Source organism: Arcicella sp. GW458-12-2-14-TSB2, assembly GCF_059423785.1.
This window is the reverse complement of sequence record NZ_JBWKYN010000015.1, coordinates 1-25,393: the sequence shown is the minus strand read 5'-3', so window position 1 is coordinate 25,393 and position 25,393 is coordinate 1. Positions and strand designations below refer to the sequence as shown.

At 36.0% G+C, this 25,393-nt stretch carries 21 protein-coding genes; 4 read left to right on the top strand and 17 right to left on the bottom strand.

From position 1 onward, the window contains the following. Positions 1–10: 10 nt before the first annotated feature. The 9 genes from AC07XN_RS03810 to ccoS form a co-directional block, all read right to left on the bottom strand. Positions 11–1,036 carry a 2-hydroxyacid dehydrogenase gene (locus AC07XN_RS03810; RefSeq protein ID WP_494742083.1) on the bottom strand — a complete coding sequence of 342 codons (1,026 nt, stop codon included), beginning with the start codon at positions 1,034–1,036 and terminating at the stop codon, positions 11–13. Between the two features lie 160 nt (positions 1,037–1,196). After that, entirely contained in the window at positions 1,197–3,098 is a 1,902-nt protein-coding gene (locus tag AC07XN_RS03805; protein ID WP_494742094.1) for an AAA domain-containing protein, read from the bottom strand. 234 nt (positions 3,099–3,332) lie between these two features. Then, positions 3,333–4,157 (bottom strand): universal stress protein, encoded by an 825-nt coding sequence (locus AC07XN_RS03800; protein WP_309913626.1) that lies wholly within the window; start codon positions 4,155–4,157, stop codon positions 3,333–3,335. Positions 4,158–4,245: 88 nt separating this feature from the next. Further along, complete coding sequence (locus AC07XN_RS03795) at positions 4,246–4,959, bottom strand: sulfite exporter TauE/SafE family protein (RefSeq protein ID WP_309913628.1); 714 nt, start codon at positions 4,957–4,959, stop codon at positions 4,246–4,248. 76 nt (positions 4,960–5,035) lie between these two features. Continuing rightward, positions 5,036–5,461, bottom strand: coding sequence for a FixH family protein (locus AC07XN_RS03790; protein WP_309913632.1), 426 nt, complete (start codon positions 5,459–5,461; stop codon positions 5,036–5,038). A gap of 385 nt (positions 5,462–5,846) precedes the next feature. Beyond that, complete coding sequence (ccoG, locus tag AC07XN_RS03785) at positions 5,847–7,259, bottom strand: cytochrome c oxidase accessory protein CcoG (RefSeq protein ID WP_494742082.1); 1,413 nt, start codon at positions 7,257–7,259, stop codon at positions 5,847–5,849. A 102-nt stretch (positions 7,260–7,361) separates the two neighbouring features. Continuing rightward, on the bottom strand, positions 7,362–8,264 hold the full coding sequence (locus AC07XN_RS03780; RefSeq protein ID WP_309913638.1) for a cbb3-type cytochrome c oxidase N-terminal domain-containing protein: 903 nt from the start codon (positions 8,262–8,264) through the stop codon (positions 7,362–7,364). A 302-nt stretch (positions 8,265–8,566) separates the two neighbouring features. Next, positions 8,567–10,699 (bottom strand): cytochrome-c oxidase, cbb3-type subunit I, encoded by a 2,133-nt coding sequence (gene ccoN / locus AC07XN_RS03775; RefSeq protein ID WP_494742081.1) that lies wholly within the window; start codon positions 10,697–10,699, stop codon positions 8,567–8,569. Between the two features lie 141 nt (positions 10,700–10,840). Continuing rightward, positions 10,841–10,984, bottom strand: a complete 144-nt coding sequence (ccoS, locus tag AC07XN_RS03770; protein ID WP_309913645.1) for a cbb3-type cytochrome oxidase assembly protein CcoS — start codon at positions 10,982–10,984, stop codon at positions 10,841–10,843. A 257-nt stretch (positions 10,985–11,241) separates the two neighbouring features. Between ccoS and hemN the strand changes: the two genes are divergently transcribed. After that, on the top strand, positions 11,242–12,603 hold the full coding sequence (gene hemN / locus AC07XN_RS03765; RefSeq protein WP_494742080.1) for an oxygen-independent coproporphyrinogen III oxidase: 1,362 nt from the start codon (positions 11,242–11,244) through the stop codon (positions 12,601–12,603). Positions 12,604–12,670: 67 nt separating this feature from the next. Here the strand turns inward: hemN and AC07XN_RS03760 are convergent, their stop codons facing one another. Continuing rightward, positions 12,671–14,080 (bottom strand): DUF1593 domain-containing protein, encoded by a 1,410-nt coding sequence (locus AC07XN_RS03760; RefSeq protein ID WP_494742079.1) that lies wholly within the window; start codon positions 14,078–14,080, stop codon positions 12,671–12,673. A gap of 254 nt (positions 14,081–14,334) precedes the next feature. On the opposite strand from AC07XN_RS03760, the gene AC07XN_RS03755 reads away from it, so the two are divergent. Continuing rightward, the gene (locus AC07XN_RS03755; protein WP_494742078.1) at positions 14,335–15,171 is read left to right on the top strand and encodes a universal stress protein; all 837 of its coding nucleotides are present in this window, start codon (positions 14,335–14,337) and stop codon (positions 15,169–15,171) included. A 277-nt stretch (positions 15,172–15,448) separates the two neighbouring features. Here the strand turns inward: AC07XN_RS03755 and AC07XN_RS03750 are convergent, their stop codons facing one another. After that, positions 15,449–16,435: an alpha/beta fold hydrolase gene (locus tag AC07XN_RS03750; RefSeq protein WP_494742077.1), complete on the bottom strand. Its 987-nt coding sequence runs from the start codon at positions 16,433–16,435 to the stop codon at positions 15,449–15,451. Positions 16,436–16,601: 166 nt separating this feature from the next. Here AC07XN_RS03750 and AC07XN_RS03745 point away from each other — a divergent pair, with 166 nt between their 5' ends. After that, positions 16,602–18,704 carry an alpha-amylase family protein gene (locus AC07XN_RS03745; protein WP_494742076.1) on the top strand — a complete coding sequence of 701 codons (2,103 nt, stop codon included), beginning with the start codon at positions 16,602–16,604 and terminating at the stop codon, positions 18,702–18,704. A 119-nt stretch (positions 18,705–18,823) separates the two neighbouring features. Continuing rightward, the gene (locus AC07XN_RS03740) at positions 18,824–19,981 is read left to right on the top strand and encodes an iron-containing alcohol dehydrogenase (protein WP_309913664.1); all 1,158 of its coding nucleotides are present in this window, start codon (positions 18,824–18,826) and stop codon (positions 19,979–19,981) included. 185 nt (positions 19,982–20,166) lie between these two features. Here the strand turns inward: AC07XN_RS03740 and AC07XN_RS03735 are convergent, their stop codons facing one another. The 6 genes from AC07XN_RS03735 to AC07XN_RS03710 form a co-directional block, all read right to left on the bottom strand. Next, positions 20,167–20,676: a hypothetical protein gene (locus tag AC07XN_RS03735; protein WP_494742075.1), complete on the bottom strand. Its 510-nt coding sequence runs from the start codon at positions 20,674–20,676 to the stop codon at positions 20,167–20,169. A 68-nt stretch (positions 20,677–20,744) separates the two neighbouring features. Beyond that, positions 20,745–21,428, bottom strand: coding sequence for an ABC transporter ATP-binding protein (locus AC07XN_RS03730; protein WP_494742074.1), 684 nt, complete (start codon positions 21,426–21,428; stop codon positions 20,745–20,747). A 1-nt stretch (position 21,429) separates the two neighbouring features. After that, on the bottom strand, positions 21,430–22,689 hold the full coding sequence (locus AC07XN_RS03725) for an ABC transporter permease (RefSeq protein WP_492800512.1): 1,260 nt from the start codon (positions 22,687–22,689) through the stop codon (positions 21,430–21,432). After that, positions 22,686–23,765 carry an efflux RND transporter periplasmic adaptor subunit gene (locus AC07XN_RS03720; RefSeq protein ID WP_309913672.1) on the bottom strand — a complete coding sequence of 360 codons (1,080 nt, stop codon included), beginning with the start codon at positions 23,763–23,765 and terminating at the stop codon, positions 22,686–22,688. The genes AC07XN_RS03725 and AC07XN_RS03720 overlap by 4 nt, the downstream gene beginning before the upstream one ends. Positions 23,766–23,969: 204 nt before the next feature. Next, a complete protein-coding gene (locus tag AC07XN_RS03715) occupies positions 23,970–24,356 on the bottom strand; it encodes a group III truncated hemoglobin (protein WP_494742073.1) in 387 nt (128 codons plus the stop codon). Between the two features lie 131 nt (positions 24,357–24,487). Continuing rightward, positions 24,488–25,300 (bottom strand): phytanoyl-CoA dioxygenase family protein, encoded by an 813-nt coding sequence (locus tag AC07XN_RS03710; protein WP_309913677.1) that lies wholly within the window; start codon positions 25,298–25,300, stop codon positions 24,488–24,490. Between the last annotated feature and the right edge of the window lie 93 nt (positions 25,301–25,393).

Below are 25,393 nucleotides of genomic sequence, written 5' to 3'. Positions count from 1 at the left end.
CACCCTAAAACTAATGTAATAATTCTTCTAAATGTACAACTTTACCTATTTTTGAATTACACTCTTTATAATATTCCCTTTCCCAATCGCTTAAATTTTCGATGGTTTTGTCAGCAATATTGGTTAAAGCTTCATTCGTTAAAAATGCCTGATGTCCTGTAATCAACACATTCTCTAATTGCATTAATGTCAATAAAAGCTGATCTTTTTTCTCTTGAGGTTGATGGTTTTTAAAAAATATACCTCTTTCATTTTCGTATACATCTAAGCCTAAATATCCAATTTTGCCAGATATTAAAGCCTTAAGAATATCTTTAGTATTAACAATTCCACCTCTACTTGTATTAATCAACATTACTCCGTTTTTCATTTTATTAATACTTTCTTGGTTAATCAAGTATTTAGTCTGTGCTGTAAAAGGCACATGCAAAGTGATAATATCAGCCTCCACATAAAGTGTGTCTAATGTAACATACGTAAAATGTAATGTTTCAGCCTTTTTGGAATCTTGAACAACATCATAAACTAATACTTTACAACCAAAACCATGTAGAATCTTTGCGACAATCGAACCGATTTCTCCTAAGCCAATAATACCTACCGTTTTGCCGTGCATATCGAAGCCAATTAATGGAGCTAAATCAAATTGATATTGATGAGCATTGGCATTTGCTAATACCAATTTTCTATTCAATGCCAGCATCATACCAATAGTATGTTCTGCTATTGAATAAGGCGAGTAGGCAGGAACATTGCCAACTTTAATATCCATTTGTTTAGCTGCTACAAGGTCGATGTGGTCTGTTCCTACTGACCTTGTAGCAATATATTTAACACCATTCTCTCGAAGAAGCGCTAAGACTTCCGCCGATGCATCATCATTAGTGAACACTGAAATTGCCTCATAGCCAGCAGATAAAATGGCGGTTTCAACTGCTAAACTCTGAGTACTTAAACTAACTTCATGTGTATTGTGATTCGCATTTAAAAGGTATGGTTTTTCGAACTCTTTGACGCTATAAAAAAAAGTCTTCATGGATTTAGGTTTAATGGAGTGATAATTTTGCTATTGCTTAAAGTATTGAAAAACAGATAAATAATTAGTCATTCTCCGTTTTTGTTATGTCAAAATTACACCCTTGTTTACCCCTAAACTATGATATTTGTTAGTAGAATTATTGATTGAAGACAGTAAATCAATTAATGAATTCCCATGCACTTTGGTAGGCATTTAGGCTTTCGGTATATTCTATAAAATCTGAATAAAAAGGAAACTGAGCCAACGTGGCACTATCGCCAATAATTACTAATTTTTTTCTAGCACGGGTCATCGCTACATTCATCCTGCGAATGTCTGATAAAAAGCCAATGACTCCTTCTGTGTTGCTCCTCGTCATGCTGATATAGACAATGTCACGCTCTTGTCCTTGGAAACTATCAATGGTGTTTACGGATATTTTATCCGTAAATATTTGCAACGCAGGCGTATGGAGCAATTGCTCATTTAATAACTTGATTTGCTGTTTGTAAGGGGAAATAACTGCAACAGTCGGGAAATCTTCTGGTTTGTATTCCAATGCCAATTCGTCACTAAAAAGGCTAAGATGTTTTATCAATAACATTGCTTCTTCAGGATTAGTGGAACTTGTACCTTCTATTTTTTCTTCAAATCCACAGCCCGCAGTATCAATGAATAGTAAAGGAGTATTATCACTCTTGAGGGTACGTTTAGCCACCGAAGCATGAGCCCTTAGTCTGTTGTGATAAAATACTTTAGAAGAATAGCCCATAATCTGCTCATTCATACGATATTGCTCGGCCAATAAAGTAACTGCTTCGGGATGTAAAGCAATACATTTTTCTAATAAGGTATTGTTTAGTCCATCTTTTGCCGCCTCACTTGATTTGATAGTAGGCGGTAACTGACAGTGGTCACCCGCCAATACTACTTTCTGTGCTTTTAGAATAGGAATCCAACAGGCAGGTTCAAGGGCTTGACCAGCTTCATCAATAATTACGGTATCGAATTTTAGATTTCTAACTGTGTAGTGAGTAGCCCCCACCAAAGTAGCGGTAATGATTTGTGCTTTGCCTACGATGTCATCAATGATGTACTGTTCGGTATTACCGACTTCTTTCATGATTTTATGGGCTTCATCAAAAAGTAGTTTGCGTTGGTCTCTTTCAGATTTGCCGAAACTACGCTTGTACTTATGTGCCATATTTTTGTATTCCTGAGCCTGTTTTTTAAGTTTTTTAGCATCACGAAGCATCGTATGGTCAGCCATTTTGCTATCAAGCGTAAGGGCCAATTGCTTTTCATTTACTTTAGCTGGATTTCCAACACGCAATACATTTAGCCCTTCTTCATGCAATTTTTCGCTGAGTAAATCTACAGCGGTATTGCTTGGTGCTACTACTAGAATTTTTTGATTATCTCGTTGGATAAGGGCTTTAATCGCTTGAATCAGCGTAGTGGTTTTACCCGTACCCGGAGGGCCGTGAATAATGGCTAGTTCGTTCGCAGCTAATATTTTATTGACAGCCTCATTTTGCCAAGTATTCAAATTAGGAACAGAAACTGTTTTAATGTCTGTTTGAAAAGTAGGTTTTTTTTCTCCGATGAGTACTTTTACCAAATTTGTATTAGCTTGTTCGCTGAGGGCAGCGGCTTGCTTAAGAGCAGCCTGCATTTCATCAAAACTATTGTCATCAAACAAGACATCAATGCCTAGTTTGCCATCTCGGCTCCAGTCAGGTAGTTCATCTGTTTTGAGGGTGATTTTTAAACGATTGCCATTTTGATGGGTAATTGTACCTTCTATTCTATCTGCTTGAGGATCATGATTACTAAAAAGCACCGCAGGCATGCCAAACCTGAATTGATGAGAAAGGTCATGATGAGTAGTACGTTCAATTTCAACCGTTAAATAGTCTCCACGGCCAATTTCAGAACCTCTTATAGCAATCGGATACCACGTAAGTCCGTTTGCTCTGCGTTCGCTTACGGATGATTTTTCGGTAAGTTGGATATACTGATTTAGGCTTTCGTCGCGCTCAGTTTTTAGTAAGTTGAGTAGTTTTTTAAAATAATCCATATACAAAGGTAATGGATTATTGACTTTCATAAAGAAATCTGTTTAAATGAAGGCTATGTAAGCTTTTCTTGATAAAGCTTTCGGGTATAAAAATAAAGGATAGACAATAATGAAAGAAGAACGATGACTTGCTCCCATCATGGCGGTGTTGATAAGTGGCTATAAAATATTTAAAAACAAACGCGACTCTTTCCCCTGAAAAAGTCGCTTTGCAAGCCGTCAATAGGATTTGATTTAAACCAGTGCTAATACAGGAATATCAGAATGATTGACTACATCTTCAGTAATACTACCAGCAAATAATAAGCTCAAGCCTTTTCTGCCGTTAGTTGTTAATACAACCATGTCAGTTTTCATATCTTTGGCACAAGCTACAATTCCTTTGGCAATGTTATAGTAGTTGTAAATCAAGAAATCGATTTCTTTAATGCCTAACTCTTCCCCGAGTTTAAACATCTTTTCGGTAGTAGTATGACTATCTTCAAAACCATCTGGCGTGTTAATGAACACAAACGTTAATTTAGCTTTAGTAGCTTGTAGTTTATGAATAAAACTGGCTGTAATTTTAGTCTCAAAGTCTACCGCTACCATAATGCGTTTCATCTTGAATTTCTTCTCAGTTTGCTTTACGATTAACACTGGGCAATGCGAATTTCTGATAACAGATTCAGCGTTTGAATGACTTAATAAATCTTTCCAGCCATCAGCGCCCGTCGAACCCATCACAATTAAATCTACATCCGATTGTTGAGTAATGGCATCTTCAATGGGTAAGTAACTATCTGCTAAAATAGGAGTAATAGTTACGCCATCGTAAATAGGTGCGTCTGCAATTTCGTGTAATTTCTTAGTTGCATCTTCTACCTCATATTTATATAAATCCAAATCTAAATTTGGCAACATTGTTACTGGAAATGGATCAGCACTTACCATATAATGTAAAGGCTGGGCATGGAAAAGTAAAATTTCCGCTTTTGATTGTTGTGCAATCTCAACCGCTGCATCTAATGCAAGTAGGGAAAGGTTTGAAAAGTCGGTTGGAACAAGTATTTTTTTCATGACTGTATTTGTTTAAATCAGGCTTGATTTAGCGAAGCCGTATATAATATTAACGAGCACGAAAGCAGATAAGTATGAATATTTTTTGTTAATTATTTATTTTTCCGTGACAATCTGTAATTTTTTGGCTAAGGGGTACTTTTTCAAATTTTGGACTAATATAAGGAATTCCTAGGTTCAATCCTCGAACAATAAAAAAAGACGCTAATACAAAAGAATATACTGGTAAATATTTATTAATCTTTTGTCGAGCAGTTAAACTTAAAAACTTAGGTAGAATACTAACTGAAAACATTAGTGGGGAAGTTCCCAAACCAAAAAAAGCCATAAATATAGCTCCTTCAATGGGCGATGTGGTAACTGTAGCACCAGCCAATGCTAGGTATACAGTTCCACACGGCAAAAGTCCATTTAGCATTCCTAAAAATGCGAAATTAATTAGTGAATGGGTATTTATTAACGAACCGAAACTTCTTTTTATCAAAGAAGGTATTTTTTGAAAAGGATAGAACGTAATTAATTTGTTGGGAATCATAAAAATGAGCATCAACAAACCAATTGAAATAGATAACTGTTGCTGAAAGCCTGCTACAAAAATTTGTCCTCCGAAATATCCAAAAATATAGCCTAGTATTCCGTAAGTAACCGTTCGCCCAAGGTTATAAAATATTCTTGAAAGGGTAGCTTGAATATAAGAAAGCTTTCCGACGGGTAAGGCTAAAGCAATAGGACCACACATACCAACACAATGAAAACTGCCAGCCAGACCCGTCATAAAAGCTATGGAAAAAAGAACATTCATTATATCAATTCAAGCTTGAACGGATTGTAAATCCGTATCTATAAAAAAATGGTTAAAGCATAATCTTTACTTTTACTCAACGAACAACAAATTCATCTTCTAGGTAATATTCTCTGATTCCGTCTGTCCAAGTAGCCTGTACTTTCCATTTGCCTTTTTCTAACTTTTCGGTGGAATAATTGAAAACAGGTTCTTTTTTAACAGGTACTGTAAAGTCTAAACGTTTGTCAGAAGGCCTGAAGAAAGTGATAGCTCCATTATTTACATTTGTTGGAAATGCAATCCTTAATGTTTGATTATCAGATGAATAAGTCATGATATTGACAGCATTGAAATTGGATGAATTCTTCCTTTTATTAATTTGTTCTTGATAGTTTATTTCGTTTTTATAGTAATCTTTATTTACTAAATCTACCTTGGCAGTTGACATTCTATAGGCCATGGTGCCAATAAAGCTAGCAAAAAGTATAAAACATAAAATGATTGATTTTCCCCAGTTCATATTGGTTATTTTTATGATTCAAAGCTATGGTATTAAACAATAAAAAGATATGAGTTTTGTTAGTCTTTTGTATGAAAAGAGTTATTTTTTGGATTTTGGGATGCTAGATGCTAGACTTGAGGATTGTGGACTTTAGGACTTTAGGACGCTAGACTTGAAGACATTAGACGCCGGATTTTAGATGCTAAATTTTAAGTATTAGACATTTTATGTTTGGAACATAGTAGCTACAAACTCTTATACCTAAATTTTATCTATCTTAACTATCCCTAAATCCAAAAGTCTAGCGTCTAAAGTCTTCAAGTCTAGCGTCCTAAAGTCCATAATCCTAAAGTCTTCAAGTCTAACATCCTCAAGTCCTAAAGTCTAAAAATCCTCAAGTCCCCTAAAGAATCGGACCGAGGAATTTTGTTTTTACATGATCAATTACTTTGCCCTCTGAAATTATCTCGATGTCCACTTTTACACTTCCATCAGTGAGAGATTTAGTCGGAATTTCTATGAAAAACGATGATTCTGCTAATTCCCCTGGCTGAACTACCAAAGCTTTTCCAATCATTTTAATCTGTGCATTTTGCTGATTTATCCTAAATTGTACGGGCATAGTTTTATAACTTTTATTCAATACCTGTACGTTATAAAGATTTGAAACCGTCCCGTTTTTATTTTCCTGATAAGTAAGCCCTTGTGCCCTTAGAATAGTGGTTTCAATAATGTTTCTGGTCATTAATAAATAACCCAGAATGCTTAACAAAGCCACCAATATAAAAGAGTAAGAAGCAATTCTGGCATTGAATGTTAGTTTTGTTTTTTGCTCGATACCCTCCTGAGAAGCATAGCGAATCAATCCGCGCGGTTCGCTGATTTTATCCATTACCTCATCGCAGGCGTCAATACAAGCAGTACAACCTATGCATTCTAATTGTGTACCATTGCGAATGTCGATACCTGTTGGGCAAACTTGTACGCATATTTTACAATCTATACAAGAGCCATGTGCTACAGGAGCTACCTTTTTTTCTTCAACAGTTTGTTTTTTTCCACGAGGTTCACCCCTGATGAAATCATAGGCAACAACAATCGATTTTTTATCAAGCATAACACCCTGCAAGCGTCCATACGGGCAAACTACAATACAGACCAATTCGCGAAAACGAGCAAATACAAAATAAAAAACAGCCGTAAAAATAATGATAGCGAAAAGCCCTGCGAGGTGGTCGAGTGGATTATCAAGGATGATTGTGAATAACGCTCTTTTACCAATAATGTAGGCTAAAAAAGTATTGGCAATCAAGAAAGAAAGCAATACAAAAATACTGTGTTTAAGGGTCTTTTTCCATATTTTTTCGGTCGTCCAAGCTTCTGCATCCAATCTTCTTTGGGCATTATGGTCGCCCTCTATTAATACCTCCACTTTTCTAAAGAGCATTTCCATAAAAATAGTTTGAGGACAAGCCCACCCGCACCAAATTCTACCAAAAATAACTGTAAAGAGAATGACGAATACAATAAAAGTAAGTAAACCAATGGCTACTAAATGGAAATCTTGTGGAAAAAAAGTTACTCCCCAAAAGATAAATTTTCTTTCAATAACATTAAACATAAACACAGGGTGACCATCAACTTCAATAAGAGGAAGACCGAAAAGTAGACCTAATAATAACCATGAAAAGTAGGTTCGAAGTTTATAAAAATTTCCGATGACAATACGAGGATAAATCCAGATACGCTTACCAGTTTCTGTAACATTCGAGAGGTGGTCGCGGTAATTGCTTGTATCAATTTTTGCCTGTTTCATATTTGTTGTAGATAATAATCGTATCACGATTTTATCTGTTTAATGTTAGAAAGCAAATCCCCTAAGTGTGTTTTACGCTTAGGGGATTGTATCAATTTTACTTTAATGAACACTTGTGGTTTTGTTAGCTGTTGAATCTACCGAAGCTTCAGATGGGTCATATTTTTCTCCCTGAGGTTCTTTCGGATTCGGTGGATTAGTACCTTTCAATGAAACGATATAACTAAGTACCTCCTGTACTTGAATAGGGTTTAGTGACTTTTTCCATGAAATCATCCCTTTTTCGGGTACACCTTCGGTAATGGTATGAAATATATTTTTTGCGGAGCCACCATGTAGCCAAAATTCGTCAGTAAGGTTTGGCCCAACTTTCCCTTCAGCCTTTTCTCCGTGACAAGCCACACAGTTTTGGGTATAAATTTTAGCCCCATTTGCCAAAGACTTAGGGTCTCCTAAAGCTTTTACATTGTCTTCATTAACAGCATTGGCAAATTTCTTCATGTATTCCTCACGAGCTTTCTCCGCAATCGTTACCTCCTCTGTATATTCAGTGACCATAATTTTACCATTACCAATGATATGGAAACCTATTAAATAGACAACTCCGAATATGATAGTAGCATAGAAAAGGTACATAAACCATGGAGGAGTAGGGTTGTCCAACTCGGCAATGTCATCATACTTATGCTCCATTTCCAAGTCTTTTTCCATTGACAAAGGCTTCAAACTGGCTAATTTTTGCCAGAAAGTACGATTTTGCATGGCTTGCTCATAAGCCTCATCAATTTGCAGAGTAGGCTTCAAAAAAGCATTCACTTTTTGCTGTAATCCGTAGGCAAGGAAACAAATAATGATACAAACAATGATTAAAATGCCCAATAACGAGACCATGAGGAGGTCTTCGCCAGTTTTGATACCACCGAAAAAGTACTCTTTTTGGGGAGTATCGGCTGCAAATATTTGATGCGAGCCTAATAAAAATGAGAATATATATATCTTTTTCATCGCTTAATTGTTTTCCTCTAGGGGTAAGTGACTCATATATTGAAGGTGTTTTTTATCAATAATGAACAGATATACTCCGACCATTAAAAAAAACACAAAAAATATCAGAAGAGAAGTAATCATAGGAACATCCGCTCCTTGAACTTTATTTAGCAATTGTCTGAACATCTTTTTAGTTGTTTAAAAAAAGAACCTCACCCTCTGCCCCCTCCTCGTTAAGAGGAGGGCAAGACACGCAGAGAGAATAATTGGTGTATTTCTTGATTATCAGATACTTGAATGATAATAACGGGAAGGGGGTTTTATTTCTCTCCTTTTTTAATATCAGTACCTATCCTTTGCAGATAAGCAATCAATGCGATGATTTCCTTGTCTGGAGTAACTTTAATACCCTCTTTGGCTAAGTTATCTGCAATACCTTTTGCCTGAATTTTAAGGTCTTCATCAGCATGCTCGATAGCGTATTCATCATAAGGCACGCCTAAAGTCTTCATGGCTTTTAGTTTGTCTTTGGTGTTTGAGCTATTCAGCGTTTGCGTTAACAACCACTCATAATTTGGCATAATAGAGCCGGGCGACATAGAGCTTGGTTCACGCATGTGGTGATAGTGCCAAGAATCTGGGTACTTTCCACCCTCGCGATGTAAATCTGGTCCTGTTCTTTTTGAACCCCACAAAAATGGGTGGTCGTACACAAATTCACCTGCTTTAGAATATTCACCATATCTTTCAGTTTCTGAACGGAAAGGACGAATCATCTGACTATGACAAGAAACACAACCCTCACGAATGTATAAATCTCTACCTTGTAGTTCTAAAGGCGTATAAGGCATTACCGAAGCGATGGTTGGCACATTAGATTTTACCATTAAAGTAGGCATCAGCTCAATTAAAGACCCTATCGCTACTACTACTAAAGCACCTACTAACAAAGGCATTGGTTTGCGTTCGAGCCATCTATGCCAGTAAGTATCGGTTCCTTGTGCTACAAATACTTTTTCGAGTGCAGGCGCCTGAGCAGCTTCGTTGGCTACTAATTTACCAACAAGCATCGTTTTGAAGATGTTGTAAGCACCAATTAAAGCACCAGATAAGTAGAAAACACCACCCAAAGCACGCATCATATACATTGGAATAATCTGTAGCGTAGTTTCCAAGAAGTTGGCATATTTTAAATTACCTTCTGCTGTAAATTCTTTCCACATCATACCTTGAGTAAAACCAGCGATATACATTGGCACAGCCCAGAACAAAATTCCTAAAGTACCTAACCAGAAGTGAGCGTTCATCAATTTTTTAGAGAACATCTGGTTTCCATAAATCTTAGGAATCATATAATACATGATGGCGAATGAAAGGAAGCCATTCCACCCCAACGCTCCTACGTGTACGTGTGCAGGAATCCAGTCGGTATAGTGAGCAATAGCATTGATGTTTTTCAACGAAAGCATCGGCCCTTCAAAAGTAGCCATACCGTAGGCCGTAATACCTACTACCATCATTTTTAATCGAGGGTCTTCTCGTACACTATCCCAAGCACCACGTAGCGTAAGCAAACCGTTAATCATACCTCCCCAAGATGGAGCAATCAGCATGATAGAGAAAACTGTTCCTAATGATTGTGCCCAGTCGGGTAAGCTTGTATAAAGTAAGTGGTGTGGTCCTGCCCAGATATATAAGAAAATCAATGACCAAAAGTGAAGAATTGATAATTTATAAGAATATACAGGACGGTTAGCCATTTTAGGAAGGAAATAATACATCAAACCTAAAAATGGTGTGGTTAGGAAGAATGCTACGGCATTGTGTCCGTACCACCATTGTACCAAAGCATCTTGTACACCTGCGTAAATTGAATAGCTTTTTGTCCATGAAACAGGAATAGCCAACGAGTTAACTATATGCAATAGGGCAATTGTAACGAATGTAGCTATATAAAACCAGATGGCTACGTATAAGTGACGTTCACGGCGTTTTAGAATAGTACCAAACATATTGATACCAAATACTACCCAAATCAAGGCAATGGCTATATCGATAGGCCATTCTAATTCTGCATATTCTTTAGAGGTCGTCATCCCTAAAGGAAGCGTAATGGCAGCCGCTAGAATAATTAATTGCCAACCCCAAAAGTGAATCTTCGACAGTAAGTCGCTAAACAAACGGGCTTTACAAAGACGTTGTAAAGAATAATAAATTCCTGCAAAAATAGCATTTCCTACAAAGGCAAAAATTACAGCATTAGTGTGTAATGCACGAATACGGCCAAAAGTAAAGTATTGCGTAATGTTGGCAGAAGGCATAAAGAGTTGAGTGGCAATAAGTACTCCGACTAGCAAGCCCACTATAGCAAAAATAATAGAGGCAAGTGCAAAATTTCGGACGATTTTATTATCGTACTCAAAATGTTCTACATTGGTATTGATCGCTGACATAATATTATTTATTTCTGGTTAATTAGCTCAAAGTCAATTTCTTTAAGGGCTTTGCAACGTTTACAGTCTTTGTCGCAGGTACATTTTTTCTGTTCTTGACTGTTTTGATTTTGTATGTTGTTTTTCATGGTGGGAAGGGTTTTAGTCTTTGTCTTCAAATAAAATCCGCATAGCGGGTGTATGTAAATCATCATTTTGTCCTTTAGACATCGACCAGAAGAAAGCCCCCAGAAAACCTAAGGCCATCAATAAACTTATACCAATCATAAAGAAGATAACTTGCATTTTTTGAAGATTTTAGCATTATTTATGCCTCAAAATTCGCCTAAAAGACTTGCTTTGCCCATGAGATAAGTCAGAGCCTACACAAGGATTTATCAGTAACTAAACTGATAAAAATCATAAGACTTGGTAAGGACTTAAAGCTAATTTTGAGCTAAGTAATCAATATAATTTAAACGACGTTATCATCTATCGTAAACAAATGATAACTTTTAGGCAAGCACAGTCAATCACTAATCTCTGTTTACTAATCACTACTTATGAATACATTAATTAGTAAATACAATGTGCCCGGCCCACGCTATACAAGCTACCCGACGGTACCTTTATGGCAGGATGATAGTTTTGGAGAAAATGCATGGGTGTCTTCTTTAAATAATACTTTTGAAACTACCAATACCGCTACGGGCATTAGTCTATACATTCATCTTCCCTATTGTGAAAGTCTTTGTACTTTTTGTGGATGTAATAAGCGCATTACTAAAAATCATCAGGTAGAAAAACCTTATATAGAGGCGGTTTTGAAAGAATGGCAATTATATTTAAATCATTTTTCTGAAAAACCGAACATCACAGAAATTCATTTGGGTGGCGGAACGCCGAGTTTCTTTGCTCCAGAAATGCTAGATTTATTAATAAATGGTATTTTAAAACATGCCACTATTAATTCAGCTTATGAATTTAGTTTTGAAGGCCATCCCAATAATACTTCATACCAACACTTAAAAACATTATATGATTTAGGCTTTAAAAGAGTAAGCTTTGGGGTACAAGATTATGACCCTGTCGTTCAAAAAGCTATTCATAGAATACAACCATTCGAAAATGTAAAGCAAGTGACAGAATGGAGTAGAGCCATCGGTTATGAGTCTATTAGTCACGATTTAGTCTTTGGCTTACCCTTTCAGCAGGTATCTTCTATTGAGGACACTATTGCTAAAACGATTGAGTTGCAACCAGACCGCTTGGCTTTTTATTCTTATGCGCATGTGCCTTGGATAAAAGGAAGTGGTCAGCGAGGTTTTAAAGACGAAGATTTACCTTCGGCTGAACAAAAACGCAAGCTTTATGAAACAGGTAGGATGCTTTTTGAAGAAAACGGGTATGCTGAAATAGGGATGGATCATTTTGCGTTACCGCACGATGCTATGTATAAAGCCATGCAACAGGGGACTTTAAACAGAAACTTTATGGGGTATACTACTACCCAAACAAAAGTATTGTTAGGTTTAGGAGTATCATCCATTAGTGATTCTTGGAACGCTTTTTCGCAAAATGTAAAGGATATTGACGAATACCAAGACATGATAGCGAATAATAAACTGCCGATTTTGAAAGGACATATTCTGACAGAGGAGGATTTAACCGTTCGTCAACAGATACTTGATATTATGTGTCAGTTTGCTACTTCGTGGTCAGATGATGAATTTAGTTTTGAAGAAAAACAAGCACTGTTTGAAAAGCTAGAAGGCTTTAAGCAGGACGGATTATTGACTTATGATGCCAATTCATTAGTAGTAAACCCAGCAGGGCGACCTTTTATTCGTAATATATGCATGGCTTTTGATAAAAGGATGTTGCAAGAAAATACCGAAAGAAAACTATTTTCGCAGACTGTTTAGGATTCTATAAAGCTTATTCCAATCTGAATAATTCTACAGGTTTGGAATAAGCTCTATAGAACAATCATCAAGGAACAATATTAATAATTACTCTTTTATACCTTGTTAGAGCAGGCGTTCCTTTGTCTTTTACAGCTAAAATAAAGTGAACACTTTCTGCTGAATGGACCAATGGAGCTGTTACTGGTAATCTTTTCAAATTGGCAGCATAGGGTTTATGGCTTACCAACCCTTTATAAGTGCCTGCTTCAGGATACTGAAACCAAAGAAAACTGACAGAGTCACCATCAGGGTCAGTAGTTGGAGAGGCATCTAAATAAAATAATTGCCCAGCTTTAACCGTGATTTCTTCAGCGTGTTTAAGCTTAGGAATAGGTGGGTGATTTGCCCCTTTATAATCTTTGGTACACCAAAGCATTCTGGCAGCGAAGTCATTTTGAAAAGCTTCTCTCCATCTCCATATTGTTTCTTTATTACCAACATAGGTCTTTTTGTCGATAATAGAAACAATCGAATCTTTAGCATTTGTCCATATTGGTCGAGTTTCAGGTTCATCTTTTGGCCAATTTGCTCTTTTAAACATCCCCGTGTTTGAATCTTCAAACTCAGGCAGGTATAGTTCATATCGGCCACCCCAACCTCCAAAATTAGGTTTTTCAGGGGTGTTTAATCCATTATTGATTAATGATAAAAAAGATGGCGTATCGCCTTCCATCCCATAAGCAACATCAGGATAGGTAGCTCCCAAAGCTCCGTGTCCTTGCTGAATATTTTTAGCCAGCCAATCGCTACTTACTACTTCTGTATTAGAGCCTGGTAAACCAAAAGCAATACCCAACCAAGTAGCTTTTGAATAATTATACCCCGGCGTTACGATGTAAAAAATACTTGGGAAGTTTTTCCGAATCCAAGGCCCTGAGTCATCTTGATCTGAAATCGTGTAAACCCTTATTTTATCGTAAAGTATTTGTGCCTCTTTGCTATTTTTGGTTTTTCGTATTTTCCAAAGAGCCTGTGCCAAGCAGTTAGTGCCACCCCAAACAGGAATCCAAACAGGACGGCTATCTTTTTGTTCAAGGGTCTTAATGATTAAATCTGAACCTTCAGAATCCTTTCCTTCGCCCACACCTTCCATACCATACAAGGCAAGATGTTTCTTTACTTTTGCCTTGAGCACGGTTGCTGTAGGATAGCCTTGCTCATGTTTTAATAAATTTGCTTGAATTTTTCCATAGGCATCTAAAGTGGCATGAATACTTTCAGGGGCTACCATGTCTTTTTGATGAATAGAAGTAGTAGCAATAAAACCTTCAATATCCCACTGATTGGCGTAAGTCAAAAATCTTACCAAAGACTGTGAATCATCAGGGTCAGCTTCAATATCGGTCAGCACTAATACACGTAATTTTTGGAATGTTTGGCAAAAGGTTGTAAATGTGCACAAAAAGAATAAAATCAAGAATAAGCATTTTTTCATGTTATTTAGTTTTTAAGAGATTGTTTTTTGCCATAGTAGTAAGGCAAGTTGATACATAGTTGTTTGCCAATAAACTAAAAAGCTTAGGTAAATATACAAAGAGGTATGGCTTTTGTTAGTGAATGTCTGGTACAGAATTTTATTCATATTATTATAATACTTCTGATATGACTAAATTCAGTTAAAAGGTTGATATTCATTAGTTGAAAAAATTAAAAAAAAATACAAATTTGTATTAAACCAATTTACAAACCATGAAAAACATCCTTGTTGCAACCGACTTCTCGGAGAACTCACACAAAACGCTAGAATATGCTATCTTAATAGCAAAAGCTTATGATGCTAAAATCTATTTAGTACATACCTATTTGCCTTATTATGTAGAACCAGGTATCTATGCAGACTCTTTATTGATGATGGAATCTTTAAATGAGCAGACTAAAAGTATGTATGCCAAATTCGTTCCTTTTGAAAAAGAGATAGAGGCAGCTGGTATAGCATACGAAACCGTGTTAGAATTAAATGATGTAACTTCTGGTATTTTTGATGTAATTGAAAAACATGAAATAGACTTATTGGTAATAGGAAGAACGGGTTCAGGAGGCTTTTTGAATAAGTTGATAGGAAGCAATGCGGCTCATATTATCGCCAAGTCTTCTATTCCTGTTCTGGCAATTCCCCAAAATGTAGAAAATGTAGCCATTAAGCAAGTATTATATGCTACCCAATTAGAGTTTGATGAAAGTGACATATTAGCACAAGTGTTTGCTATTACCAGTCAATTGAAGGCTAAAGTAAATCTTGTAAAAGTAGAAGCTTCATTTGAACCTGATATTCAGTCAGATCAACAATTTATTGACCAGATTAAAGGTACTTTTATTAAAGAAGATTTTGAAATAAGCAAAGTGAAGGACGAACATGTAACCGATGGAATTTTGAACGCAGCTAAGGCACAAGGTGCAGATTTGATTGTTCTAGCGGCTCATCATCGTAATTTTCTTAGCCAAATTATAGACCCAAGCAAGTCTAAACAAGTAATCATTCGTTCACCATTACCAGTACTTACGTTTCAGTTTAAAGAAGAACTGTAAATTTTATATTTAGGCGGTGACCTAAGTTCTACTGATTACCCACAAGTATATAATTAACTGATAATCAAAGTATAATAACCTCACCCCCAGCCCCTCTCCTTCAGAGAGGGGAGCTTTAAATCCCAAGGTTTGCCCCCCTTCTCTGAAGGAGAAGGGGCTGGGGGATGAGGTTTGAAAGGCGATTTAAGCCCATTTTATCAATAATGACATCATTATTTTAAATTTTTAAAAGATGTGGGTAATCATTAGGACCTAAGTCACCGCCTAAATATAAATGCTAATCCAAAAAGCCTTTAATGTGGGCTCGCATTTTATCTCCCTCACACGAAGTAGCCATGTGTCCGCAATTACCCGTTAGTTCTACGATGGGTGCTTTTAATAATTTTCCAAAACGAATGGCTGCTTGTGGATTTACCATGTGGTCTTGGGTAGCTACTACTATCATCACCTTTGCCTTTACCTTTGTGGCAATTTCTTCTGGCTTTTTCCCTTGAAAAATATCATGATTAATCATTGCCTTTAATTGTATCGCCCAATCATAAGGATTTAGCTTCAATGCATCCTCCTCAATCTTTTTGATATAATTGGCATAATCGTCCGACTGTGTATTTTCTTCTCTGGAACTAGGCGTCCATAAGTTTAATTGATGTAAGGCATTGACAGTCTTCATCGTCTCATTAGCATATTGACCTCTCTCAATAATGTTCAACTGTAGATTCCAATACAATTTATCATAAGAACTTTGCTTTGGACTACCAATAATAGGTACAATTTTATCAACAAAATCAGGATAGCTAACCATCCATTGGAAAGACTGCATTCCACCCATTGAAATACCTGTTACTGCATATAAATGATTGATTTTTAACGATTCTTTCACCAATTTGTATTCAGTATTCACCATATCTCGAATACTGATTGTTGGAAAAAGTTTATCTTTCTGGCTAACGCTATTAGAAGGAGAGGAGGAAACGCCATTTCCGAGGGCATCTACAACGATGACAAAGTATTTAGTGCTGTCGGCAATATCACTTGGATTGGCGACAAAAGATTTTTGTTGGCTCGTACCCGTAAACCAAGTAGGCACTAATATCGCATTCGATTTATCCCCATTTAATTTTCCGAAAGTGCGATAGCCAATTTTACAGTCTTTCAGAACCTGTCCGTTCTCTAAAGGATAATCGCCAATCTGATAAAATTTTTGTTGGGCAAAAGTCGATTCAACTAAGCATAATAATAGTACGATAATAAAAAGTTTTTTCATGTAAATAAGGTTTTGTTTTAATATTTGGTAAATATACAAACTTCATAAAAACTGATGTCTATCTTGAAAATATAAGCTACAAGAAAATGATTATTACCTACAAACCCGACTTTCACTTTCAGATTTTTGTTTTACTTTTATTTTGTCCACTCTCAAGCATTAACACATGAAAAAGCTTTTCCTATTTGTATTATTCCTTTTTTTGACCAATCTAGTATTTTCTCAAGACTCAAAGAGCGATTTTTGGTGGAAACGAAATAACCTCCGAGTAATCCAAACCAACCTTCCTGCTTATGAGGCCGCAACCCTCAATCCAGATTCTTTAGTAAAAGATTTGATAACTTTTTCTGCCAATACCTTAATCATCAATGCTGGAGGAATTATGGCATTTTATGATACCAAGCTAAATTTCCACTACAAAAACCCGTGGATGAAAGATAATATGTTGAAAGAAGTAGTACAGAAATGTCATCAGCATAATATCAAAGTTATCGTTCGTTTTGATTTCAGTCGAGTACATGAAAGTATCTATAAGGCACATCCAGATTGGTGTTATATCTCCCCCAAAAATGAGCGAATTATCAATACTGATATGTATGTAGTATCGATTAATGCTCCGTATGTGCAGGACAAAGCCTTTAAAATTATTGAGGAGGTAATAGATTTTTTCCCGATAGATGGTATTTTCTTGAATATGCCGGGCTATCAAGTAAATAACCCTTATGAGGGAAAATATCAAGGAATTGACCAAAATGAATACGATAAAAAACGTTTTGCTGAATATAGTAATGGATTGACTTTACCGACTGTAGAAGACAAAGCCGACCCTGTTTTTCAAAAATACTTGGCATTCAAAAAAAGTACGATTGAAGATTGGTCAGAGAAACTGCACAAACTGGTAAAGTCTAAAAATGAACAAATTGCTATTTGCACTTATTTAGATAAACACGTTGATATTATTCGCCACGAATCTCAGACCAGTAATTTACCTTATTGGCCTTATACTGCCTCTGATAATGTGAATAATGCCCGAAACTCATTTCCAAACCACATTATAAGTAATAGTAGCATTCAACAAATATCCTTTCAGTCACGCTACAATGCCGCCGAGCCAGAAGAGGTAAGCATTAGACTTTACGAAAATATCGCTAATGGTTCGGGCTTAGATTTGAGTATGATGGGAGATATGCGTGGGTATGAAGACGAAAGGAATTTCCCTGTTTTCAAAAAGATTTATGCTTTTCATAAAAAACACGAAGCTTATTTTGGTAATTATACCTCAGTAGCCAAAATAGCTTTGATTGCCCCAGGCTCTTGGCCAAGTGGCGACCCCATGCAAGAATACAGAGGTATTCAATTGATGTTGAAAGAAGCTCATATTCCATTTGATATTATTGAAGATGCTCAAATAGCGAATTTAGCAGAGAAAGTAAAGCAATATCAGTTGATTATCCTTCCAGAAATCACCTATCTCAAGCCAGAAGCAATACAAATTCTACAAGAAGCTAGTAGTGCAGGCACCAATTTGATAGCGACGAATCGTACATTTTTTGATAGTCCCGAAACGTTACAAAGCTTGTTTGGGGCAAAAATCATTAATAAAGACCATGAAGGGTCAGGGTTTTATTTGAAACCAGATAATGCCGAAGTCTTTAAACGATTCAAAAAGCAAACAATGCTATTTTGGAAATTTAATCTAGGATTATACGATTTTTCGGGAGCAGACAAAACCTTTTTGCCAATTCTAAGCAAAGGCAGACCCGGCCCGCCAGAAATAATTGGAGGACACGAGCCAACCAATTATTTTGCCATGGCCATAAAAGAATTTCCTAAAAGTAAAGCAGTAATTTTGCCTATTAATCTGGGTAAATTATATTATTTGCATGGATATGAAGAACATAAAAATATATTGTTGGATGCCATAGATTATATTATGCCCCAAGCCTCGGAATTAGTACAAACCGATTCCCCCGAACGCATAGAAGTAATCTTGCAGGAATACCGAAAAAACATCCCAAATAAAGTCTCTTCAAAAAATACAGATGGACTAATTATGCACTTAATTAACCTGACGGGTTTTAGTGGTAATTCGTATTTTGATGCGTTACCTGTGTACGAACGTTCTTTTAAAATTAAGACCAGCTTTAGACCTACCAAGGTATATTCTTTGAATACTAAAGCCCCTATAAAATATGTTTGGAAAGAAGGCTTTATCAGTTTTAAATTAGCTAAGATAGGAGAGTATGAGGGAATTGTGATAGATAAGTGATGTTATGATTTTTGTGAGATAAAAACTTTTCAATGCTGTGGTTTGTTGAATATGTATCAGCAAACCATTTTTATTAAAAAGATTTGCTGAAAATTTCATTTATAAACAAAACCATAATCATGTTAAATTTTGATTTTCAGAACCCTACTAAAATCCTTTTTGGAAAGGGACAAATAGCCTCAATTACCAAAGAAATTCCTGCTGATGCCACTATTTTAATGACTTACGGTGGAGGAAGTATTAAAACCAATGGCGTTTACGAACAAGTAACCAAGGCTTTGGCTGGTAGAAAAGTTATTGAGTTTGCGGGTATTGAGCCTAACCCAAGCTATGAAACCCTCATGAAAGCCGTAGAAATCATGCGTGCTGAAAAAGTAGATTATGTACTAGCTGTAGGTGGAGGTTCGGTAATAGACGGTACAAAATTCTTGGTAGCGGCTGTAGATTACCAAGGCGACCCTTGGGAGATTTTAACAAAGCCAGTTCGCACTACTAAAGCAATGCCTTTTGGAACTGTATTAACATTACCAGCTACAGGTTCAGAAATGAATTCAGGGGCAGTTATTACTCGAAAATCTACTCATGAAAAACTAGGCATGGGTGGCCCAGGATTATTTCCAAAATTCTCTGTACTTGACCCTGAAGTAATCAAAAGTATTCCACATCGTCAGCTTTTGAATGGGATTGTTGATGCTTATACACACGTGTTAGAACAATACCTTACCTATCCAGCAGGGGCTTTGTTGCAAGATCGTTTTGCTGAAAGTATTTTACAAACCTTGGTTGAAGTTGCCCCTAAAATTTTGGCAGACCCTAGCGATTATCAAGCGGCTTCTAATTTTATGTGGAGTTGTACGATGGCATTGAACGGTTTGATTCAAAAAGGCGTACCTACCGACTGGGCTACTCATGCCATTGGTCATGAACTTACGGCTTTGTATAATATTGATCATGCCATGACATTGGCGATTATTTTCCCGAATTTATACCGTGTACGCTTCGAGAATAAAAAGGATAAATTAGCACAATACGGACAAAGAGTGTGGAACATTACCGAAGGAACTTTGGAAGAAAGAGCCAATGCTGCGATAGACCGCACAGTAGCATTTTTACATGAATTAGGGGCAAAAACTCGTTTGTCAGAATACACTGACGATTATGCCAAATCAGCAGATTTTATCGAAAAACGTTTTACAGAAAGAGGTTGGAAAGCCCTCGGCGAACGTAAAGATATTACACCAGCTATTGTGAAAGAAATTGTTGAGTTGAGTTATTGATAGTTGTTTGTATTGAGCTTTGAGATTTTTTTGTTGAAATCTCAAAGCTTAGTCTTGGCTTAATTAAAGCATTTATCTTTAATCGGACTCCCCAAATCTGTTCAATAAGTTGTTGTTCTAAAGGTTTTTGATTTTCTAAGCCAGTTTGTTGAACACTTCTAATATGTTATATTGAATCTGATATTTCATAGCCTAAATTCATAATTTAGTTCTTCAATTTTTTCCCGAGCCTTGATAATAAATCTAATCAAAAACAATGGTATTAAGTTTATTCCAATGATTACTAAATCACCATTAAGATTGATTGACAATTGGGAGGTAGGAAAAGAAAATGTGGTTCTTAGAAGTAAATCATCTGTATAGTCTATCGTAAAGATTACTCCAATGCCGGCAACGAATTTGTAAGCATATCCAAACAATTCAAAATAAAATACTTGTAATGCTTGATTAATCATTGAATATTTTAACCCGTTTTCAATTTTACCTTTTAATAATTGTTGCCCAACAAAAATAGAGTAGGAATTAAGAATTGTAAAAGGAATAAAGATTGCTAAAATCAAGAGTAGATTCATTGAAATTAGATTGGTAGCAAGAACCCAAATTATATTACCAATACCATAAACACCACCAGCAATTTGATAATATGATAGTGCTTTTAATCTACTTTTTAGGTTGTCTCTTTGTGTTTTATTCATAGTGAAATGAGTCGTATCTAATAAATTTAAAACTTTCAATCATCAAAAATAATAGAAATAAATTTATGCTAACTCTTAATAATCCTACCATCCTCCATCTCAATAATCCGATTGGTTCGACTGGCAAAGCTTGGGTCATGCGTTACGATAAGCAGGGTTTGGTGATACTCGGTGGCTAATTGTTGAAAAATATCAAAAACTACTTCTGTATTCTTCTTATCTAAGTTTCCTGTGGGTTCATCGCCCATTATAATCAGCGGGTCGTTAATTAAGGCTCTGGCAATGGCTACTCTTTGTTTTTCGCCACCCGAAAGTTGTGTAGCATTTTTCAAAGCTTGTTTTTCAATTCCCAACTTTCTTAGGTGTTCCATCGCTCGATGTTCTAATTCTTGCTCCGAATATTTATTCAGCTTTAGGCCTGGCAACATTACGTTTTTTAATACTGTAAATTCATTCAATAGATAATGAAACTGAAACACAAAGCCAATCTTTTCATTACGCACTCGGGCTAAGTCTTGCTCTTTTTTGCCTTGCATACTAATGCCATCTATCAACAATTCGCCTTCATAGTCTGTATCCATCGTAGAAAGAATGTATAACAACGTAGATTTGCCACAGCCTGATTTCCCGACAATAGAAGTAAACTCACCTTTATTGATAGAAAAGTTAATATCCTTCAATATAGGGATTGTCACGGGGTCATGAAAACTTTTGTTGATGGCTTTTGCCTCAATGATGGTCGCGTGTTGCATGTTATTTTCCTCTAATAATGTCCACAGGGTCAATTTTACTTGCTTTTCGGGCAGGAAAAAGTCCAGCGAAATAGGTTGTGATTAACGAGAAGGATATTCCAATTAAGTAAAATTTAAGATTATAATTGATTGGATAGGTCGTTACGGTAGGTAAGGCTGCTGTATTGAATGGAATTTGGTCGATGATAGAAGAGAGCAAAAACCCACAAGCCAAACCCGTAATTCCACCAAAGAATCCAATACTCAGGGCTATTGTAATAAAGATTCTATTGACATCTTTGCCCGAAAATCCCGTTGCTTTTAAAATGGCAATAGTATCCATTTTCTCATAAATCATCATATTCAAGATATTGTATATCCCGAAACCTGCCACAATCAGTAAGGTGATACCAACGGCATAAGAAATCAACGTGCGTATAGAACTCCCAGTTTCAAACTGCGAATTGGCAGTTTGAATATCTTCGGCATCGGTATTGAAAATATGCGCATACTCCTTGCTCAACGCAGGAGCCTGTTTCATATCTTTTAGCTTAACTTGAATGTCTGTTATATAACTATTGGTTTGCCCTAATAATTTTTGTGCCGTTTTTATTGATGCATAGCTTTGTACTTTATCAATTTCTACAATACCTGATTGAAAAAAACCAACGACTTTCAGTGGGAAACGCTCACCTTTTGGAGTGGTAATCTGGATAACATCACCAATTTTAGCCAACATTTTATCTGCTGCTCCCTTTCCAAGAATAATACTATTAGGTACATTTTTTAAATCAAGTGACGAGCCCTCTGTAACGTAGTCTTGAAAGAAAAATAGTTTGCTTTCGGCTTCTACATCTATACCATTTACTACACCAGTAATATCGATATCCCCGATGTTATAAAATACTTGAGCTGTCATTTTGGGTGAAATGCCTAATACTCTATCATCATTACGGAGTGCCTGCATGATGAGTCCATTATTACGAATTTCAATACTATTGCCACTAGGTTTAATAGAACGAATAAAATTATGATAGGCTTTATAACGTTCTGAAATATCAATAGGTTGGTTTTTATTGGCTTTTATTTCATTAAAAAGCCTAACGTGTGGGGTACGATTTAGGATTAAATTGTCTAATAAGTCGTTTAGACCGTTCATAAATCCTAGCAGTGTAATGAACATCGTAATACTAAAAGTAACACCCACAGCCGCTACTAGCGTTTGTCGCCAGCGAGCTAATAATAATGATTTGGCTATGCTGATGATGAGTTTTGCGTTCATTTGGCAGGTTTTAAAATGATGTCTTGTGCGGTTAAACCTGAAATGATTTCTACAGACTGATAATCTTTTAAGCCTATTTTTACTTTAACTTTCTCATTTTTTTCATTCAGTACATAGCTATCATCTACCAAATAGTTCCTAGGAATTGTCAATGCTTTTTGTTTGGTCTGAATGATAATATTTGCTTCTACAGTTAGGTTTGGATACAATAGTTTTGGTTGCTTGGTAAAGTATGCTTTTACCGTAAAAGCCCTCGTTTTTTCATTCATCAAAGGGTCTATTTCATACACTATGGCCTCAAAAGCTTTGCCTTGGTAACTATCCATTGATACCATGATTTTTTGCCCAATTTTTACTCTTACTACATCATCTTCATCTACTTGTAGTTCAAGACTAAACATATTGGCATCACCTATTACGGCTATGGCAGTCTGCAAATTAACCATTTCACCTTTTTCTTTTTGAAGACTATAGAGCCTACCTGTATATTCACTCTTCAACGTATAGTCTGCTTCCATTGTCTGGCTAATGGCTAGGTTTTTCTTTGATTGCGCCGCTGAGAAATTCACTTGCCGTTTTAGTTCTTTATACTTCAAAATAGCTGACTGGTAGGCTGTTTTAGCATTTGAATAGGCTAATTCCCGTTGTTCAAGCTCTACTTTTGTACCTATTTGTTGTGCCCAAAGGTTACTTTGACGAAGAAACAACAGCGAATCACTTTGAAGTTTTTTATGTGCCAAGTCTATCGCAATACTCAAATCTTTCAATTTATCAGCATTGGCATTTATAGCAGTATTTTCAACTATCAGTGCAGCATTTTCAGTATTTAATTTGCTAGTTTGATTAAATATTTTCATCAAAGGCTGTCCTTTCTGTACAAAATCTCCCTCTTTTACATACAACTCATCAATAATGCCGTTTACTTTAGAAAATACCTGATATTGATTTTTACTTTTCACGATTCCTGAAGCATACACCGATTCAGAAATATTCATTACCTCTGGTTGAGTTTGTTCTTGCGTTTTTTTGCAAGAGAAGAGTAGGAGGGAAAGAAATAGAAAATATATTATTTTCATGTGTTTGTGATTAGAAATATACTCAAGAAGATGTGTTTCAGTGAATTATCAAAAGTACCGATTTAGTTGTAGAAAAGAAACAGGTGTCTGCTTGAGCGTGGAGAACTTTGAGGTTTTTGATAGAAGAATGCTTGTATAATTTACCTCTAATCAATATTAGTTAAGTATTTAGACTTGTCCCTTTTTTCAAAAGTGGACAAGTCTTCACTCTGCACTATTAAAATGATGTATTTTAAATGCCCAAGACAACGCTACATTTTTAGCCCTACTTTTAATTTCAGTTGCTTTTTCTCCTTCAAAATATTCGTTGACGGTAGCCTCAAAAAGCTCAAGCCATGTATTAAAATGCTGTGGATTTAGTGGGTGTTGATTGTTAATTACAAGGTGTGGACGAAGTGGATGTCCTTCATAACCTTCTTTATTGAATAAAATCATCTCCCAAAAACTATACATTTTAGGTAAATGTTTTTCCCAGTTTACTTTGGCTACTTCGTCGAAGATATAGCCTAAAGTATCATTATTGCGTATCTTATCATAAAAACTATTGACTAATAGTTCAATGTCTTCACGGCTTTCTAAGTCTTTCTTCATGGTATTATTTAGTGAGTTAGTGAATTGTGATTGAGTGAATATTTCAATAGCATAGTTGACATATTTACAGAAAATTCGAAATAGTTTCTAGAACAAAAATCACTAACTCACAATTCACTCAATCACAACTATCATTTTACAACTAATTTACCCAATTTATGGTAAAATGGTGTTTTGCTTTTTTCATCTTTGGGCTGATATTTTCCTTGAACAATCGGGAAATACATCACTCTTCTGCGTGATTTTTCACCTGTAAATGGACACACCTCTACTCTATGCCAAAGGTCGCCATCGTGTACGGTTAAATCGCCTGCTTCTATATTTAAACCAACTTCGTTTTTATCAGGGTTATGGTCGATGAATTGTTTTTTCAAAAATAACACTTTCATCTTATTCAATCGATGTGTACCCGGTAAAACTCTTAATCCTCCGTTTTCCATCGGGCAATCATCCAAATGTGTACCTACGTTCAGCATTTTCAGAATTTTTTGTCCTAAAAACAAATCTCGTGGGCTATCGGTATGCCAACCCATTTGCGAAAACTTACTGTTATTAGCATTTACATAATGATTAAAAACCAAACCATCTTTTTCATCTTCACCGATGCGATTGGCATTGTTGGGAATCAATGTTAGTAAAGCCTTTAAACGAGGGTCTTGTAAATACTCATGCAAGATAGCACTGTGTTGTGATAAAAAGCATAAACGCTGAATCATAGGATTACCCTTTTCATCCTTTCCGAATTTCAGGGGTATTCCGTTCATCTTATCGATGCCTGCCGTAAGCCATTCTTTTTCTACACGGTGAGCCTCATTTTTAAAAGCCTCAACGGCTTCTTTTGTAATAAAATTTTTGAAATGAATAAATCCATATTGGTCGAAATACGCTTTTTGTTCAGGAGTTATTTGTTCACCAAGCGTAAATGTTTTTGCCTCAAAGTCCATAATTAATTGTGATTGAGTGAGAGTTAGTTGTGAGTTAGTGAATTGTGAGTTAGAGACTTTAACTAAAATCACTAACTCACAATTCACTAACTC

Coding starts and splice junctions, on each gene's coding strand:
- AC07XN_RS03810 (WP_494742083.1), bottom strand. CDS start 1,036: ATGAAGACTTTTTTTTATAGCGTCAAAGAGTTCGAAAAACCATACCTT.
- AC07XN_RS03805 (WP_494742094.1), bottom strand. CDS start 3,098: ATGGATTATTTTAAAAAACTACTCAACTTACTAAAAACTGAGCGCGAC.
- AC07XN_RS03800 (WP_309913626.1), bottom strand. CDS start 4,157: ATGAAAAAAATACTTGTTCCAACCGACTTTTCAAACCTTTCCCTACTT.
- AC07XN_RS03795 (WP_309913628.1), bottom strand. CDS start 4,959: ATGAATGTTCTTTTTTCCATAGCTTTTATGACGGGTCTGGCTGGCAGT.
- AC07XN_RS03790 (WP_309913632.1), bottom strand. CDS start 5,461: ATGAACTGGGGAAAATCAATCATTTTATGTTTTATACTTTTTGCTAGC.
- ccoG (WP_494742082.1), bottom strand. CDS start 7,259: ATGAAACAGGCAAAAATTGATACAAGCAATTACCGCGACCACCTCTCG.
- AC07XN_RS03780 (WP_309913638.1), bottom strand. CDS start 8,264: ATGAAAAAGATATATATATTCTCATTTTTATTAGGCTCGCATCAAATA.
- ccoN (WP_494742081.1), bottom strand. CDS start 10,699: ATGTCAGCGATCAATACCAATGTAGAACATTTTGAGTACGATAATAAA.
- ccoS (WP_309913645.1), bottom strand. CDS start 10,984: ATGCAAGTTATCTTCTTTATGATTGGTATAAGTTTATTGATGGCCTTA.
- hemN (WP_494742080.1), top strand. CDS start 11,242: ATGAATACATTAATTAGTAAATACAATGTGCCCGGCCCACGCTATACA.
- AC07XN_RS03760 (WP_494742079.1), bottom strand. CDS start 14,080: ATGAAAAAATGCTTATTCTTGATTTTATTCTTTTTGTGCACATTTACA.
- AC07XN_RS03755 (WP_494742078.1), top strand. CDS start 14,335: ATGAAAAACATCCTTGTTGCAACCGACTTCTCGGAGAACTCACACAAA.
- AC07XN_RS03750 (WP_494742077.1), bottom strand. CDS start 16,435: ATGAAAAAACTTTTTATTATCGTACTATTATTATGCTTAGTTGAATCG.
- AC07XN_RS03745 (WP_494742076.1), top strand. CDS start 16,602: ATGAAAAAGCTTTTCCTATTTGTATTATTCCTTTTTTTGACCAATCTA.
- AC07XN_RS03740 (WP_309913664.1), top strand. CDS start 18,824: ATGTTAAATTTTGATTTTCAGAACCCTACTAAAATCCTTTTTGGAAAG.
- AC07XN_RS03735 (WP_494742075.1), bottom strand. CDS start 20,676: ATGAATAAAACACAAAGAGACAACCTAAAAAGTAGATTAAAAGCACTA.
- AC07XN_RS03730 (WP_494742074.1), bottom strand. CDS start 21,428: ATGCAACACGCGACCATCATTGAGGCAAAAGCCATCAACAAAAGTTTT.
- AC07XN_RS03725 (WP_492800512.1), bottom strand. CDS start 22,689: ATGAACGCAAAACTCATCATCAGCATAGCCAAATCATTATTATTAGCT.
- AC07XN_RS03720 (WP_309913672.1), bottom strand. CDS start 23,765: ATGAAAATAATATATTTTCTATTTCTTTCCCTCCTACTCTTCTCTTGC.
- AC07XN_RS03715 (WP_494742073.1), bottom strand. CDS start 24,356: ATGAAGAAAGACTTAGAAAGCCGTGAAGACATTGAACTATTAGTCAAT.
- AC07XN_RS03710 (WP_309913677.1), bottom strand. CDS start 25,300: ATGGACTTTGAGGCAAAAACATTTACGCTTGGTGAACAAATAACTCCT.